This is a genomic window from Lactobacillus sp. B3795, assembly GCF_026535805.1.
Classification (GTDB): domain Bacteria; phylum Bacillota; class Bacilli; order Lactobacillales; family Lactobacillaceae; genus Apilactobacillus; species Apilactobacillus kunkeei_C.
This window is the reverse complement of record NZ_JAFNPE010000011.1, coordinates 17,685-33,719: the sequence shown is the minus strand read 5'-3', so window position 1 is coordinate 33,719 and position 16,035 is coordinate 17,685. Positions and strand designations below refer to the sequence as shown.

Sequence of the window (16,035 nt, the reverse complement as noted above, 5' to 3'; positions counted from 1 at the left end):
ATGGCAGCTAATTTTAATTCTTTAGAAAACATAAAAGAACCCCTTAAGTTAGATTTCTCCAACTCAAGGGGTTCAGTTCAAACTGCCAAAACTTGGCAGCTCTTTTTAATGATCATAATTCGAACCATTATACTTATAATTATAGTATTTTCCTTCATTTTCTTTTTGTATAAATATATCAAATCGATGTAGCTTAACAGACTCTTCATACTTAAACTGGATTGTCTTCATTTCATGAATTCCTGCAAACAATCCGAAAATAATTACTAAAAGCCATCCAATTACATGGTTAATAGCTTTTGATGGTTTCTTGTTACCATACTTTCTTTGTCCTTCTTCTTGTGATTGCTGACATAGCAACACAAAGATTACTATCCATCCAAAAATTGGAACTAGCAATAACAATAAGAACCATCCAGATATATTAGCATCGTGTAGTCTTCTGCACGTACTAAATATTAGACTAATTGAAACGAAATACTTACAGAAATAAAAAATAAACCCGAAGCATTTTAAAAGTCTTACTCCAGATGCAGAATCATGTAACGAACCGTAACTCAATGTCCAAATCAAATTGAATACCACAACGAAAATCATCATCCATGCGAAACCCAACCAGTATTCTTTTCTAGAAGAACATCCAGCAATAGTATATAAATGTTTAAAGTAGCCTTTTAGAACATCCGTTGAACTGGTCTTATTTTTATCAATAATTATTTGATTATCACCTTGGTTAGATCCACAGAAACTGCAAAAAATATCACTATATGCCATTTGGTTTCCACAGTTTGAACAATACTTTACACTCATTTAAAATCCCTTTCCAGCTTTGTTACAAACGATAAAGCATAAAATGCATCTCGTTGATATATATTCCGATGTATATCAACGCTGCTAACATTGAATAAATTACATACAGCACAATTATCCAAATCTTTTTGGACTTATCCATACTAACGTTTCTATACTTATTGCCGTTTACAACGGATTTTTGACAAAAAATGACAAGTAACGATATTAGACCCAAAAGAGGAATGAAGCCAAGAAAAATAAAACGTCCAGATAAGTTAGTATCATGTAATCTTCTAACGGCAACAGATAAAGATGCAATCGCTATTACACTGGATACAAGTCCTAATATAACTGAAATCGAAAACAGAACAGCTGGATGAATTTCAGAAAATACAATCGCTGATCTGTAGTTAATACCAACGTATGCATTTATATAAAGGACCCCAAACAATGCTATCCGATTGAATAAGTAGAACCACCAATATTCAGCTCTGGTGGCAACACCACTTAAGTTAAATGCATTTTTCAAGCACTTGGTTACGGCATCCGTAACGCGAATCCTTTTAGTGCTATCTTTCTCTAAATTATTTGTAGAGTTATTTTCTATGTACGATTGTCTTGTTCCACAATTTGCACAAAAAGAATCCTTTACGGATAGTTCAGCACCGCAGTTTGAACAATATTTTATTTTCATTCATTAATCAATCCTTTATATGTATTATATTTCAAAGATACTATGAGTAAGATGTCTTTTCTATAAAGGTTAAAGCATTCTTATCATGAATAAAAAATACAAATCAACATTTAACTAAACATTACTTTGCTTTTAATAAAAAAAGAACTGCCAAAACTTGGCAGCTCTTTTTGATAGATATTATAGGTCGTAACCAATCATGATATTCTTGAAGGCATTTAAGCAGCCTTTATCAATGCGTTGGTTTAAGAATCTTTCGTTAGTAATATTAGCGTTATCGAAGTATGAAGAAGACATGTTAACTTCTGGGCATAGTTCGATGAACTTCTTAATCATGTTATCGTCAAATGAATGTGGTTGAACATCAATGCTTAGACCAAATTCTTGGTGGTAGAAGCACATTACCATTTGTTTTAGTAATACCGTCATAGCACGATTTGGAACGGTTGTGATGTCAGCTTCAACCTTTAGGACATCATAGTAACGATCAAACAATTGGTATTGGGCGTTGTAACCTTGAACCACGTTGATTCTGGCAACTTTGATGTTTTCCATTGAGTAACCTGAATCTAACATGTCTTGTTCACGTTTTGATAATTCATCGCTCTTAATGTATTTGATTGGGTCAGTTCTTAGGATCATTTCCATGTTAGGAATGTCATCCTTAGAAGATGTGACTGGCTTGTAAACCATACTATTGAATTGGAATGATGTTTCTTTTGACATTGAGGCGTCAATGTTTTGAGCATTGTTATAACGCGCTTGTTCTACCTCTCCGTGGTTCTTAATTACTACGTATATAATTACCGCTAAAGCAATGATGATACCGATAGTAATCGCTAATATTGGATTAGCTACCACACATAAAAGTAAAAATATTAGAACTAACGCTCCTGAACAACCTAATCTCATCTACTAACACTCCAATCATCCTTAAAAAATCATTACAATTCCATTATAATATTTTTTCACTTTATATTACAGAAAAAATACACAAAAAAAGAGCCATAACGGCTCTTTTTTGAATTAGTTGATAGAAATTGAGTGCTTTGATTCCTTTTCCGCTGATTTAGGTACCATGATATCCAAGATACCACCGTCATACTTAGCACCAATCTTATCAGTGTCCGCATCAGGTAAGTAGAATGAACGACTGACATCGCTAGATGTTCTTTCGCTTCTAATCAACTTACCGTCTTCATCTTTTTGTTCCTTATTCAAATCGTGAATAGCATGGATTGTTAAGGTATCGTTTTCGTAATTAATGTTGATATCTTCCTTCTTAAATCCAGGTAGTTCAGCTTTAACTTCGAATTCATCATCATTTTCGATAACATCTGTCTTCATCTTTGAAGAGTTAGCCATGTTTCTGCCTAATCCATCAAAGAAGTTGCTCATTGGATCCATAAAGTCGTTGAATACATTGTTTCTTAGTTCGTTTGCCATAAGATATCCCTCCTATTATTTGAGTTAATTAGTTAATGCTGATTTTGTGTGCTTCTTCATCCTTAACTTCTTGCTTTGGTAATGTAATCTTTAAAATACCGCCATCGTAGTCGGCAGCTACATTATCAATATCGATATCAGGTAGGTAGAATGCACGAGCGATGTTGCTTGAAGTGCGTTCCTTTCTTAATACCTTACCTTCCTTGTTGGTGTCTTCCTTGCTCAAGTCATGTGTAGCATGAATACTTAGAGTATCGTTGTTGTAATCTAGATGAATTTCATCCTTCTTGAAACCAGGTAATTCAGAGCTTACTACGTAATTATCTTCGTTTTCAATAACGTCAGTCTTCATTTGATTACCAGCAACTGAATTGAAGAAATTCTTACCAAAGTCACCGAAGAAATCGTTCATTGGATCAAATACATTGAAGTCTCTGTTTCTTAATTCGTTAGCCATAATCAAAGCCCCTTTTCATTATTTTATTTTCAATATTTAGTTGGTAGTTATTTATTCCCTATCAACAATTCTTATATTAGTCAGTATTGGTCAAATAGTCAAGAGAAAACTAGCACTTAATTTCATCAAGTGCTAAAAATGTGTTATAAACGTTGATATATCAATGTTTATTTTTAATAAAAAATTTAAAAAAGATACAAAAAAAAGACGATTCAATCGAAGAATCGTCTTTTTAATCAAAGTTTTTTATTTAAACATTGCACCGTAAGCCCAACCAATAAATTTACCTTGGTAGTAAGCCTTGTAGTAGTACTTCTTCCAGCCGTCTTTCTTAGCACGTTGGGTGATTTGTACTGGGGTGTATGCGTATCCGGTACCGTAGTTAGTAACATGAATATCAGCGAATCCACTGTTACCAACGTGATTGTAGAAGTTTACCTTTGGGTGCATTCTAACAATCTTAGTTGCGCGGTACTTAGAATAAGTAACGTTGGTTACCAAACCGTTGGTATTGATCCAACCTAATACCTTACCGTTTTGTAGAACACGGTAGTAAGTACGACCATTTGAAGTATTCTTAGCTATTGAGTTAATAGTAACTCGCTTGGTTGCGTAAGAATTACTCTTATGAACGGCCTTAGTGTTCTTCTTGTAATGGTTATCACCAGGGACGTGGTTGTAAATCTTCAAACCAGTACCACCTGCAATAGTCATTGATTTATTAACGGCAGTGTAATTAACATTCTTAACTACTGCTTTTTTCTTTGTCTTAGTAGTTGTTGTTGATGCTGAGTTATCACTATTGTTATTTGAATCATTGCTATTGTTAGTGTTGTTATCACCATTGGTGTTATTGTTGCTGTTAGCATTGTTGTCGCTGTTGGCATTATTGTCACCATTGGTATTGTTTGAATCATTACTATTGTTATTTGTGTTGGCAGCTTGTTGGTTAGCTTGGCTAGCCGCATTCTGTTGCGCAGCACTTTGTTTATTGTTTACCTTATTAGAAGATTGGTCACTCTTTGGCGCTTTAATCTTTGGTATTGGAGCAGGATTATTGGCATCGGCAATATCACCAATGAACCAGTTAGCATCCTTTGAGGTAAACATACTTGCATCTAGGTTTTTACCTAATGCATTTGAATGGAATTTATCAGTAAATTGCCATAGAACATGTTCTCTTGCGGGTTCATTGTTTTGGTATGCGGCTAACCAGTAACCGTCATAGTTAGCAACTGAGCTAGCTGCGTTTTGCACCATGAAATTAGCGTATGAGTAGAACAGAATCTTACGTTGACCAACTAATGGTCTCAATGCCTTCAACCATGCATCGGTTGATTCATTGGTTCCACCAGAAGTAACGGTTTGTGATTCATAGTCATTTACGTAAAATCTTGCACGTGGTGCACGGCTGTATAGCACCTTAGCTTCATATGCGGCATCACTAGGATTTTCGTATTGACTAAATGAGTATACCCCGTATGGGATACCGTACTTGTCCATTAGATCACGATTGTGTTCAAATGTCTTGTCGGCATAGGCACTACCATATTGCACTCTCAAAATAACAAATGGTACTTCATTTTTTAATTGTTGGGCTTGGGTATCGGTAAGACTGCCTTGCCATTCTGACATGTCATAAACGGTATTTGATGTGTTAGCGTTGCTTGCATCAGCCATCGCTGGTACAGAGGTGCTAGCAAGCATCAAACCGATTACGGCAACAATCGAAAACCATAATCCTTTTTTTCTCATATAAAGATATAAAGAAATTAAAAAATTAATTTATATCTTATACACCTCCTCTTATCGTTTTATCATTATTGCATATTGTAACAGAGCCGGAGGGGTAAAAGAAAGCCAATTCCATATTAAATTTTAGAAAAACTTTGTAATATTTAATATTTTATAAATTAATATTTACTGTAAAAATTGATCCAGTTGGGTGATTATCACGGACATGAATTCGACCATGGTGTTGATCGACTATCCATTTAGCGATTGATAATCCCAGACCAGTTCCCCCAGTCTTTGAATTTCTAGACTTATCTGTACGGTAGAAACGTTCAAAGATACGCGCCTTGTCTTCGTCAGGAACACCGTTTCCAGTATCTGAAACCACAATCTTTAGATTACTGTGGTTCTTTACAATTTTAACAGCAACGGTGCCACCCTTTGGTGTGTATTTCATCGCGTTATCAATTAGGATAACCACCAATTGTTTAATCAAGTCGGCATCAATATGGCCAGTTCCATCGACATCGATAGTGTCGACAAATGACTTGTTTTGACTTGTGGCAATCTCATTGAATGGTGACAAGACACCTTCAAAGAATGGTTTCAATTCGACATCGGAGAGTTGCGCTTGGACGATGTTGGAATCAGAACGTGCTAGCGTCAATAGTCGTTGGGTTAAGACCTTTAGATGCTTAACCTCTTCTAATGTCGTCGATACCGGTTGAATCTGATCGACGACTTTATCGTTTGGTTTGGTTAGCAAGAATTCCATTTGGTTTTGAATAACCGTCAATGGAGTTCTCAATTCATGGGCGGCGTTGGAACTAAATTCCTTTTGTCTGTGCCATGAATTAATGATTGGTTTCATACTCGACTTAGATAGGTAGTAAGCAATTAAAATCGCGATTGCCCAGAAGAATATCAAGGTCACAATCAATGCTTCGACGAAACTGTGTAGGGCAAGTAAATCAGCATCGATATTTTGCAAAATCAATACATAATTACCCGCATATTCAGGATTGGTGTTGTCGTCGGACACCTTTAATAGAATCCCTCTAAACGTGGTCACATAATTGTGAGACCACAAAGTAATTTCTTCAACTTGATTTAATTTTCTATTCTTAACGGTCAACTTACTCAATAGCTTGTAGTTTCTTTGACCAAGCATCCCTCTATTGGAAATAATTCCCTTTTTATTGAAGACAATCACGTTAGTCTGAAAATCACTATTGTTGTAGTTGTTAAACGGATTAAAGCCGCCGGGACGTTGATTAACACTCAATGGACCTTCATTGGCGTAAGTATTTCTTTCAATTCGTTCCTTTTGGCGGTTCAATCCAGCGTCGATGTTGGAGTAAATCGACTTTTGGAAGAAGAAGTAAACAATTAATCCTAAAATCGCAAATAAAATCGCAAAACCAATTAGTTCCTTAATGAATAACTTAATTTGTTGTTTGTGCTCTAAGATGCGATCTCTCATTGATTAGATCCTTCAAGCATGTACCCTACGTTTCTTAGGGTCTTGATTGGGTTTTCTCCAGAAATTTGTTTAATCTTCTTTCTTAAGTTACTCATGTATACCTCAACTACTGATAATGAAGTTTCAGAATCAAATCCCCATAAACGATCGAAGATTTGGTCCTTGGTAATAATAGTAGAAGGATTTTGCATGAAGTAGACCAATAGGTCGTATTCTTTTCCGTTTAGTTTCAATTCTTGATGTTGGTATTCAACGTAGTGGCGACCTAAATCAACATTAAATTCGCCCACTGACAATGTGTTGTTGTTACCAAGACGACCTGTTCTCTTTAACAAGGCCTTTACACGAAGGATTAGTTCTTCTCGATGGAATGGCTTAGTTAAGTAATCGTCGGCGCCTAATTCGAACCCATGCACCTTATCGGCCATGGTGTCCTTGGCAGTCAAAATTAAAACGGGCATGTCGATTTCGTCGTCTACACGCCAATGTTTTAAGATATCGTATCCACTGACTTCCGGTAGCATTAAATCTAAAATTGCGATGTCATAGATGTTATCTTGGCCCATCATTTGGCCTTCAAAACCATCATTTACCACCGTTGTGTTTCCGATTGGTGATAAGAATTGAGCCACACTGGCTGCTAAGTTTTCGTCGTCTTCGACGATTAAGATATTTAAACCATCCATGTTAATCATTCCTTTCGATTTCAATTAATTTTGTTATTTAAGTTAAGTTTATGATTGCTTTAAGATTAGTTTAATTTTCTTAAACTAGACTTAAATCATTCCAAAAAAGGAAGTGCCCAACCATGATAAATATTTTGCGGCAGTTTTTTAAATTCGGAATTATTGGTCTTATCAATACTATTCTAACTTATCTTATCTATTCAATGTTGTATAAAGCAACTTCTCCTACTTTTGCAATGGCGATTGGATACGGTATTACATCGATTATTGGTCTAACCATTAATCAAAAGTGGGTATTTAAAGCCAACCATGACTGGATGATCGTCGTTAAATACTACCTTACTTACCTTTTAACATGGACATTGAGTATCTTAGTGACCGAGGTGGCAAGTAACTATTTCCACGTTATTGCCAGCATTATCCCCCTAATCACACTTCTAGTCACTACGCCTACTAACTTCCTATTAAGTAAGTATTGGGTATTTAGAAAAACTGAATTAAAGGAGGCATCTGCCAATGAATGAACCGACAGACAAGAAGCCTAACTTCTTCCAACGACATAAAGTCGATTGGGTGTTAGCTATTATTCTCCTAATTGCATTAGGCTTGTACGGTTACGGAACATGGAAGACTGGTTCTGCCAACGACTTCTATACTTCCGCCATCACTAGTATGACCCAGAGTTTTAAAAACTTCTGGTATGCCAGTTTTGATCCAGCCGGATACATCACTGTCGATAAACCACCTGTTGCCCTATGGTTCATGGCTATCTCAGCTAAAATCCTAGGTGTTTCAAACTTCAGTGTGGTCCTACCATCAGTATTATTCGGTGTCGGATCCGTCTACCTAATGTATCGACTAGTAACTCCTTACTTTGGTCGATTCGCGGGTAGAATCGCAGCGTTAGTAATGACAATTACCCCCATTGTTGTTGCTGACTCTCGTACCAACAATATGGATGCTACTCTAATCTACTTCCTATTGTTAGCAATCTGGATGCTACAAAAATCCATTAACAAGCACAACATGTACTGGTTAATCGGAAGTTTTGCTACCATCGGATTCGCGTTTAACATTAAAATGCTACAAGCTTTCATGATTATTCCAGCAATGCTTATCTTCTACTGGTTAGCATCAAACGATTCATGGAAGAAAAAGATTGGTAAGTTATCACTTGCCACAATCGCTTTAGTCGTATTCACCCTATCATGGCCACTATCAGTTGACATGACATCAGCTAATAACCGTCCATATGAAGGTGGATCACAACACAACTCAGTATTAGAACTAGCCTTTGGATACAACGGTACTCAAAGATTACTAGGTCAAACTACTGGTACCGGTGGTGCTTTCAAGGGTATGGGTAGCAGCTCTTCTAAGAGTTCTAACCAACCTGGTGGTAACACCAAATCAAACAGCAACAACAAGATGACGCCACCAAGTGGCAAGATGGGTAAGTTTAACCCATCTAAGAATATGAAATCTCGTGGTAACTTCCCTGGTGGAAACAACCGCGGTGGTATGAAGATGAACGGTAAAGGCGGCATGGGTGGTGCCGGTGGTGCATTTAACATCGGAACTGCTGGTCCTCTTCGTCTATTCCAATCAGCTTTAGGACCACAAATTAGTTGGTTATTACCATTCTCGATTATCGGTATGATTGCCGCATTCATCGGCTTCGCTGATCCTAAGCGTAAATGGTACCAACTTACTACTCGTCAAAAACACACTGTTTTATGGACAGGTTGGTTAGTTCCGGTTTACGGATTCTTCTCCGTAGCTAGTTTCTTCCATCCTTACTACACCATCATGTTAGCTCCCGCCATTGCAGCACTTGCTGGACTTGGGTTAGCAGCTATGCTGGACTTGTTTAAACGTTTCGGTCTAAACAATTACAAGGCATACTTCCTACCACTAGCAATCGTTGTTACTGCCGGACTACAAGCATGGTATGTATCAAGCTACTACGCATGGTTAAGTGTCTTAATCCTAGTCGTAGCAGTTCTAGCAAGTATCTTATTACTTGTCTTCAAAGCTAAACCTGCCGGAAAGGCTATCGTTATCGTAGGGATACTATCAATTGCAGTAGCACCAAGTTTCTGGTCATTAACCCCTACCCTTGCTAAAGAATCTGCAGCTATTCCAACCGCTGGTCCCGATCTCTTAACCAGTGGTGGTAATAACTCAGGTGGAATTGGTAACGGAACAGTTAATACCAAATTGTTGAACTATTTAACTAAGCACCAAGGCAATGCCAAGTACCTATTTGCAACCGCAGATTCTGGCACTGCTGCTCCATATATTATTAAAACCAAGAAAGCCGTCATGGCCATGGGTGGTTTCAACGGAACTGACCCTGCAATGACATTAAGCAAATTCAAGCAATTAGTAAAATCTGGACAAGTTAAATACTACCTAGATGAAGGTAAATCAGGTTCTACTAACAGCACTATTGTTAACTGGATCAAGAAACATGCTAAGAAGGTCAGTGCAAGCGAATATGGTGGTTCAACCAGCACTACTTCTTCATCCAACTCAATGAGCTTCACCATGAAGAAAGGCGCATCTGCTAAGATGGCCAAACCTAGTGGTAAGCAATCAATGAACATGGGTGGTGGACCATCTAACATGAGCAACGGTACCTTATATGACCTTTCCAGCATTTATTAATCTGGAGGTGTCTCATGCCAAATAAAACTAACAAAATCTCCATTGTTCTCCCCGTTTACAATGAAGAAGCTGGCATCAAAAACACCATCGAAGTACTAGAAAACTTCGTGGAATGCCAAATTGAAACTTACGAAATTATCTTTGTGGATGACGGCTCTGTCGATTCAAGCGTAGATATTATCCGTCACGCACAATCACAATACGAAAACATTAGATTGGTCGAATTTTCAAGAAACTTCGGTCACCAACTAGCAATTACCGCCGGTATTAGATATGCCAAAGGTGATGCGGTTGTCGTCATGGATGCGGATTTACAAGATCCCCCATCTGTTATCCCAAACATGGTTGAAAAGTGGCAAGAAGGCTTTGACGTTGTCTATGGAAAACGCCTTATCCGTGAAGGCGAATCCTTCTTCAAACGTTTCTCTGCGAAAGCCTTCTACCGTGTAATGCGTAAAGTCGCCAACGTTGATATCCCCCTTGACACCGGTGACTTTCGCCTAATGGATCGTAAAGTGGTTGATGCACTTTCCAAATTAAACGAACCGGAGCCATTCGTTCGTGGCCTTGTTTCGTGGGTTGGTTTTAAACAAACCGCCGTAACTTATGAACGACAAGAACGAAATGCGGGAGTCACAAAATACCCCCTAACTAAAATGATTAGACTAGCATCTGATGGAATCACCTCATTCTCCGAAATCCCCCTCAAGATAGTAAATTATACCGGTTTCATCAGTATTATCGCTGGAATCATTTATGGATTAATCACCATCTTCACTGGTATCTCGACACTTACATTCGCAATCTCCCTAATGTGTGTCCTATCAGGAATGATCATGCTTGCGCTGGGCATAATTGGTGATTATCTATACCGCACTTTTGATGCTTCCAAACATCGTCCTCAATATGTCGTTTCTAACTCTTACGGATTCAATAACCATCCCGGAAACATCGCCACGATAAAGAAACAGCATGGCTAAAAAAATCCCCTCGGCAATCTGCCGGGGGATTTTTTTGCGTTTATTGATAGTTGCAATATTTAAAATGTTGATCTTAATATTGCTAATAAGCAAGTTGATACATCTATAGTATTCATGTACAACACCCCACCATTGTCTTATTCGCAGTGATGGGGTGTTGTTTTTATTTATGCGAGTGTTAAGTTTATTGCATAATTTATTATCTCTTTTTATTGTTATCATTCATTTTTAAACGCATTATATGGGTTATCATTGATATTATAATTACTACAACAATAGTAGCTATAATGTTTTGACTTGAAGAAAAATTAAATTTACCTGATAAATATCCGGCAGAAGCAGCAATTAAGAATGTAAGAACAAGGTCTGCTACGATAAATATTTTTCTACTTCTTTTTTTAGATTTGTTTAAATTCAAAATGACATCCTCCAAAAAATAATTATGTAACTAACACAAAGTATCATCATTTGGGAATCTTGTCCAACAAGCTTTTACATAGGCTCATTATAGAATTATTTGCTGATTAAATTAGCTTACTGAGCTATTAATTTTTTTGCGTTTATATAGAACAAACGTTCTCAAAAGCATAGAGAAACCGCGTCAAATCTGATAAAATAGGGTTATTATCAAATCTTAAAAAGGAAGTTTAGACGTGAAAATCAGCCACTTCATTCGTCGATTTATATATATCCTAATTACATTAAAAATTATCGACATCGTGGTAGCCGTCGTTTCCATGCAAACCATAAACAATCAGCTAAACGCACTATGTATTGCTTTTACAATGATGGTCATCGGTTACTACATCCTACCAAAATCAGATAAACACTTTATTCATACTATTAAAAACAATCTCAGTCGTCATCAGACATACACGTTTAAAAAGACACCCGTCATGTCCAAACAGATGGCGTATCAAACCCAGGTCGTCGACATCTCTAAGCAGCAATATCAGGCGCAATCAACGCCATATCTAAATCAATTAGCGATGTTAAAACGTCAATTAGACGATATGAGTGAACGAATCGAATCGCAAAAAGCTTACCGTAATCAGTTAAGCAAGCAAATCAATGAGCTAAACATCAAATACCAACAGCTAAATGAGTTAACCACCCAACACGATAGTCTAGTAGAAGACATCAAGCGTCTTCAAGCACAAAAGGATCAACTAGCGGATGCCCACGTGACCGACGAGTATCAATCATTCATGGATTATCAATCCAAACAAAAGCTGGCAACGATTGATAACTTTGACGGTTATCAGTTTGAGACCTTTACCTGTGACTTGCTCAAGGCACTTGGTTTCTCAGATATCAAACGCACTCAGGGCAGCAGCGACTTCGGAGTCGATGTCTACGCCAAAAATGGTGACACGAGTTATGTATTCCAATGCAAACTATACGCCAGTCCTGTCGGCATTAAGGCTGTTCAAGAGGCCAACTCAGGTCGTAGTTACTACAATTGTAAGAAGGCCGTGGTCATTACTAACAGCTACTTCACCCCTCACGCCATCTCAGCGAGCGAGAAGTTGGATATCGACCTATGGAACCGCGATAAGCTAGCTAGTTTAATTGCTGAGGCAAATGTGTAACACTATATATGTAGAATAAATGTTAAATTTTTGACTAAAGTTTCACTTTTTTAAATCTTTTTTAGTGAAAATACGTTATTATATTCATTAAATTACTTAAAAAAAATAAACATAAAAGGTATAATGTAGACATTATATAAATTTTATTAAGAAACGGGGAATGTTCTGTTGGATAGTGGTGCGATATTCTTTCAAATCGTTATTGTATTGATTGCATTCTTCTTTGCCGCATACTTTGTTGCCTGTGAGTTTGCCTTAGTACAAACCAGATACAGTATGTTGGAAGAAGAAGAAGAAAATAAGGGTAAGTCAAAGAAGCTTGCTCGTGAAATGCACATGATCACTAACCTAAATGACTATTTATCAACCACCCAAGTGGGTGTATCCGTCTGTGGTATCATCATGGGTTGGGTTGGTGAAAGTCTTATCGTTGACGCCATCTTTGATTTACTTGAATTAAAGCCTGGAGTTGTCGCTGCTGGTACCGCTCACGCCATTGGTGGTGTAATTGGTATCTTGATTCTTACCTATTTAGAAGTGGTATTTACTGAAGTTGTTCCTAAGAACATCAGTATCGCCATGCCTAGAAGAATTCTAGGTTACGTGGCTACCCCACTTCATTACTTCCACACAATTTTCTATCCTGGTGTTTGGGCTATCAACGTCAGTGCCGCTGGTGTTGTTAAGTTAATGGGTCTTAAGATGACAGACGAAAGTGACGAATCAATGTCACAAGCTGAAATCCTAAGCATCTCAAAAGAAGCCGTTGAAAATGGTGATCTTGAAAAATACGATTACCTATACATGCAACGTGCCTTTGACTTTAACGATAAGGTTGCCAAGGACATCATGATTGATAGAACTCAATTGACTGTTATGGACATCAACACCTTAGTGGATGATGCCATCACAGTATACCTACAATCAAAATTCAGTCGTATTCCAGTTGTTATCGACAACAACAAAGATAACATTCTAGGTTACGTTTACTGTTACGACCTTGTTCGTCAATCAAGAGTGAACTCAAACATCCCAGTTGAACGTTTAATTCGTGATATTGGAACTGTTCCTGAAACAATGAAAATTACTGAAGTGCTTCAAAAGATGATTACTATGAGAACTCCTATTGTTGTCGTAGTTGATGAATACGGTGGTACTTCAGGTATTATTACTGATAAAGATATTTATGAAGAACTATTCGGTACTGTTCGAGACGAAATCGATCCAGCAACCAACGAATACGTCTTCAAGCAACCTAAGGGTACTTACCAAGTAAGTGGTAAGATGACTACTTATGATTTTGAACGTTACTTCAAGACTGAAATCAAAGACTTCAGCAAATCTGATAGCGTTACCCTTTCCGGTTACTTTATCGACAATAACCCAGGTATTCAAATCAAACCAGGTACTGAATTCAAGGTAGATACTTTCACATTTAAGGTATTACACTTTGAAAACTCATTCATCGATTTATTCGAAGTAGACGATTTACGTGATAACCACGAGGCTATGGCTGAAAAATCATCTGAAGAACAAAAAGATGAAGAAAGTAAAGACTAATATATAATTTTTAAATCTGTTAGAATATATTTCTAACAGATTTTTTATTTTGCCTTGAAAGGAAGCTAAACATTGAAACCAATTAGAATCCTATATATTTCAGTGGCTGGTAACACGCGTAACTTTGTGACCAACTTACAAGAATATGCTAAAAACGTACATAATGACGACGAAAATAACCCATTAATTGAGTTAGAGGAAATCACCGATCAATCAGACTTTGCTGATGAAACCGGCAATTTCTTCGCATTCGTGCCAACATATTTAGATGGCGGCAACGGCATTGATAACGGCGTCAAAGAAATGATGACCAACACTTTAGGCGAATACATCGACTACAACGACAACGCTAAATACTGTATTGGGGTTATCGGTTCAGGTAACAAGAACTTCAACGAACAATACTGTTTAACTGCCAAACGTTACGCTAAACAATTTGATGCACCATTTGTGACCGACTTCGAACTTCGTGGAACTGATCGAGACGTGGTCAGAGTCTATGATGAATTAAAAAAATACGATAAATAAAAAGGATTCGTTTCATATCGAAACGAACCCTTTTTTGTTTTTATTATTCTGTTTTACGACTGATAATCATAACCGCGAATAATGCGACTAACATTAAAACGGTAACGAAGATGAACAATGGATTGTAGCCAAAGCCTTCAACAAATAATCCTGCGAATAGTGGACTAATTGCACGTCCGGCTGACATCAACGCATTGAACATCCCTTGGTACTTACCCTTTTCCGACTTGGTCGATAGTTGATCAATCCAAGCTGGCACATCAGGTAGGCCCAGCATTTCACCAAATGTTAGGAAAATCATGATGGCTAAAAAGACCGGGAAAGTCTTTGCGTAAACTAGGAAGTAAAACGAAATTGCGAAGATAAATACCCCCAAGAAAACTTGGTGATTTAAATGGATTTTTAGTCGTTTACTTACGTAATTTAATATAGGTTGTCCAAATACAATCATTAGACCGTTAACTGTCCAAAGCATTGAGTATGCTTCAAACGGAATCCCCATTTTAACCATGTGGACCGACATAACACTTTCCCACAATGTATAACTCAAGTAGACGGTAAATACCATGATACAAATTGGGTAGATTAGTCGAACGTTGGACTTTAAAATACCCTCTTTTTCTTCCTTGATTTCTTCTTTTGGAATGCTGTTATCGTAGTCTGAAAAGTCGATGTTAAAGTATACAAAAGTAAGTAACCATAGCAAGATGTAAAATACCGCTGCGGTCATAAAGACAATGGCGACACCATATTTTAGTAGGTATCCAACCATCGCAGTTCCGATTACCACCCCGATGTTTAATCCGACATATAGGATGTTGAATACCGTTCTGGTGTCCTTACTCTTAACGTTGGTAGCATATGAGTTTAGAAGTGTAAGGTTAATCCCGTCTCCAAACCCTAAAACTACCATTAGAATCGCAAAGGTAGGCCATCCATGAAAGAAAATTAGTGCTAAAATGGCGGCCGTCGAGACGGTAATACCAATCAAGGCCGCTTTATATGCTGACCAATGATCAAATAGATAACCCCCGATGTAATTACCAATAATGGTAAAACCGGAAATAAATAGCAGAGATACCCCCGACACTAGTAGTGACTTATGTAAATAGTCATCAATGTACATCGTTACTAGTGGCCACATGAATGCGGCACCGGAATTTAACAATAGTGAATAGAAAAATACTAAACGAAGTCCTAATTCTGTTCTTTTCTTCATGAATCCTCCCCCTTATTCAAATGTTCTAACAACAATTATAATTCATTTGAGAGCATAATATCCATTAAGAGATGTTTAAATTATTAAATTTTAGTAAAGCGTTTACATTTCTTTTGTGCTATGGATTAAAAACACTTTTTTAATTTAGCATGGTGTTATATAATAACCTTGTATTATTAACCGAAAATGAAAGA

Annotated in this window: 16 protein-coding genes; 6 read left to right on the top strand and 10 right to left on the bottom strand. The window is 37.2% G+C overall.

Annotated elements, in window-relative coordinates; translation table 11 throughout:
- Window positions 1-105: 105 nt before the first annotated feature.
- From J3U50_RS04725 to J3U50_RS04690, 8 genes are all read right to left on the bottom strand, one after another.
- Complete coding sequence (locus J3U50_RS04725; protein WP_301945684.1) at window positions 106-774, bottom strand: DUF805 domain-containing protein; 669 nt, start codon at window positions 772-774, stop codon at window positions 106-108.
- Between the two features lie 58 nt (window positions 775-832).
- Window positions 833-1,486 carry a DUF805 domain-containing protein gene (locus J3U50_RS04720; RefSeq protein ID WP_301945683.1) on the bottom strand — a complete coding sequence of 218 codons (654 nt, stop codon included), beginning with the start codon at window positions 1,484-1,486 and terminating at the stop codon, window positions 833-835.
- 180 nt (window positions 1,487-1,666) lie between these two features.
- A complete protein-coding gene (locus J3U50_RS04715) occupies window positions 1,667-2,398 on the bottom strand; it encodes a hypothetical protein (protein WP_301945682.1) in 732 nt (243 codons plus the stop codon).
- 114 nt (window positions 2,399-2,512) lie between these two features.
- Window positions 2,513-2,932: an Hsp20/alpha crystallin family protein gene (locus J3U50_RS04710; RefSeq protein WP_301945681.1), complete on the bottom strand. Its 420-nt coding sequence runs from the start codon at window positions 2,930-2,932 to the stop codon at window positions 2,513-2,515.
- A 28-nt stretch (window positions 2,933-2,960) separates the two neighbouring features.
- Window positions 2,961-3,389 carry an Hsp20/alpha crystallin family protein gene (locus tag J3U50_RS04705; protein WP_054607749.1) on the bottom strand — a complete coding sequence of 143 codons (429 nt, stop codon included), beginning with the start codon at window positions 3,387-3,389 and terminating at the stop codon, window positions 2,961-2,963.
- 246 nt (window positions 3,390-3,635) lie between these two features.
- Entirely contained in the window at window positions 3,636-5,144 is a 1,509-nt protein-coding gene (locus tag J3U50_RS04700; protein ID WP_301945680.1) for a GH25 family lysozyme, read from the bottom strand.
- Between the two features lie 151 nt (window positions 5,145-5,295).
- On the bottom strand, window positions 5,296-6,606 hold the full coding sequence (locus J3U50_RS04695; RefSeq protein ID WP_054607747.1) for a cell wall metabolism sensor histidine kinase WalK: 1,311 nt from the start codon (window positions 6,604-6,606) through the stop codon (window positions 5,296-5,298).
- The gene (locus J3U50_RS04690) at window positions 6,603-7,292 is read right to left on the bottom strand and encodes a response regulator transcription factor (RefSeq protein WP_034531031.1); all 690 of its coding nucleotides are present in this window, start codon (window positions 7,290-7,292) and stop codon (window positions 6,603-6,605) included. The genes J3U50_RS04695 and J3U50_RS04690 overlap by 4 nt, the downstream gene beginning before the upstream one ends.
- Window positions 7,293-7,414: 122 nt before the next feature.
- Between J3U50_RS04690 and J3U50_RS04685 the strand changes: the two genes are divergently transcribed.
- The 3 genes from J3U50_RS04685 to J3U50_RS04675 are packed head-to-tail and all read left to right on the top strand — an operon-like array spanning window position 7,415 to window position 10,942.
- Window positions 7,415-7,816, top strand: a complete 402-nt coding sequence (locus J3U50_RS04685; RefSeq protein WP_301945679.1) for a GtrA family protein — start codon at window positions 7,415-7,417, stop codon at window positions 7,814-7,816.
- Window positions 7,809-9,962, top strand: a complete 2,154-nt coding sequence (locus J3U50_RS04680) for a glycosyltransferase family 39 protein (RefSeq protein WP_301945678.1) — start codon at window positions 7,809-7,811, stop codon at window positions 9,960-9,962. The genes J3U50_RS04685 and J3U50_RS04680 overlap by 8 nt, the downstream gene beginning before the upstream one ends.
- Window positions 9,963-9,976: 14 nt before the next feature.
- Window positions 9,977-10,942 (top strand): glycosyltransferase family 2 protein, encoded by a 966-nt coding sequence (locus J3U50_RS04675; RefSeq protein WP_301945677.1) that lies wholly within the window; start codon window positions 9,977-9,979, stop codon window positions 10,940-10,942.
- 199 nt (window positions 10,943-11,141) lie between these two features.
- Here J3U50_RS04675 and J3U50_RS04670 read toward each other — a convergent pair whose 3' ends face one another.
- Window positions 11,142-11,360, bottom strand: coding sequence for a hypothetical protein (locus tag J3U50_RS04670; protein ID WP_301945676.1), 219 nt, complete (start codon window positions 11,358-11,360; stop codon window positions 11,142-11,144).
- 235 nt (window positions 11,361-11,595) lie between these two features.
- Here J3U50_RS04670 and J3U50_RS07340 point away from each other — a divergent pair, with 235 nt between their 5' ends.
- From J3U50_RS07340 to nrdI, 3 genes are all read left to right on the top strand, one after another.
- Window positions 11,596-12,534 carry a restriction endonuclease gene (locus J3U50_RS07340; RefSeq protein ID WP_301945675.1) on the top strand — a complete coding sequence of 313 codons (939 nt, stop codon included), beginning with the start codon at window positions 11,596-11,598 and terminating at the stop codon, window positions 12,532-12,534.
- A gap of 168 nt (window positions 12,535-12,702) precedes the next feature.
- A complete protein-coding gene (locus J3U50_RS04660) occupies window positions 12,703-14,094 on the top strand; it encodes a hemolysin family protein (protein ID WP_054604469.1) in 1,392 nt (463 codons plus the stop codon).
- Between the two features lie 72 nt (window positions 14,095-14,166).
- A complete protein-coding gene (gene nrdI / locus J3U50_RS04655) occupies window positions 14,167-14,622 on the top strand; it encodes a class Ib ribonucleoside-diphosphate reductase assembly flavoprotein NrdI (RefSeq protein ID WP_301945674.1) in 456 nt (151 codons plus the stop codon).
- Window positions 14,623-14,665: 43 nt separating this feature from the next.
- Here nrdI and J3U50_RS04650 read toward each other — a convergent pair whose 3' ends face one another.
- Window positions 14,666-15,841 (bottom strand): MFS transporter, encoded by a 1,176-nt coding sequence (locus J3U50_RS04650; RefSeq protein ID WP_054607744.1) that lies wholly within the window; start codon window positions 15,839-15,841, stop codon window positions 14,666-14,668.
- Between the last annotated feature and the right edge of the window lie 194 nt (window positions 15,842-16,035).

Excerpts from the sequence above, each read along its gene's own strand:
- J3U50_RS04725 (WP_301945684.1), bottom strand. The coding sequence starts at position 774 with ATGGCATATAGTGATATTTTTTGCAGTTTCTGTGGATCTAACCAAGGT.
- J3U50_RS04720 (WP_301945683.1), bottom strand. The coding sequence starts at position 1,486 with ATGAAAATAAAATATTGTTCAAACTGCGGTGCTGAACTATCCGTAAAG.
- J3U50_RS04715 (WP_301945682.1), bottom strand. The coding sequence starts at position 2,398 with ATGAGATTAGGTTGTTCAGGAGCGTTAGTTCTAATATTTTTACTTTTA.
- J3U50_RS04710 (WP_301945681.1), bottom strand. The coding sequence starts at position 2,932 with ATGGCAAACGAACTAAGAAACAATGTATTCAACGACTTTATGGATCCA.
- J3U50_RS04705 (WP_054607749.1), bottom strand. The coding sequence starts at position 3,389 with ATGGCTAACGAATTAAGAAACAGAGACTTCAATGTATTTGATCCAATG.
- J3U50_RS04700 (WP_301945680.1), bottom strand. The coding sequence starts at position 5,144 with ATGAGAAAAAAAGGATTATGGTTTTCGATTGTTGCCGTAATCGGTTTG.
- J3U50_RS04695 (WP_054607747.1), bottom strand. The coding sequence starts at position 6,606 with ATGAGAGATCGCATCTTAGAGCACAAACAACAAATTAAGTTATTCATT.
- J3U50_RS04690 (WP_034531031.1), bottom strand. The coding sequence starts at position 7,292 with ATGGATGGTTTAAATATCTTAATCGTCGAAGACGACGAAAACTTAGCA.
- J3U50_RS04685 (WP_301945679.1), top strand. The coding sequence starts at position 7,415 with ATGATAAATATTTTGCGGCAGTTTTTTAAATTCGGAATTATTGGTCTT.
- J3U50_RS04680 (WP_301945678.1), top strand. The coding sequence starts at position 7,809 with ATGAATGAACCGACAGACAAGAAGCCTAACTTCTTCCAACGACATAAA.
- J3U50_RS04675 (WP_301945677.1), top strand. The coding sequence starts at position 9,977 with ATGCCAAATAAAACTAACAAAATCTCCATTGTTCTCCCCGTTTACAAT.
- J3U50_RS04650 (WP_054607744.1), bottom strand. The coding sequence starts at position 15,841 with ATGAAGAAAAGAACAGAATTAGGACTTCGTTTAGTATTTTTCTATTCA.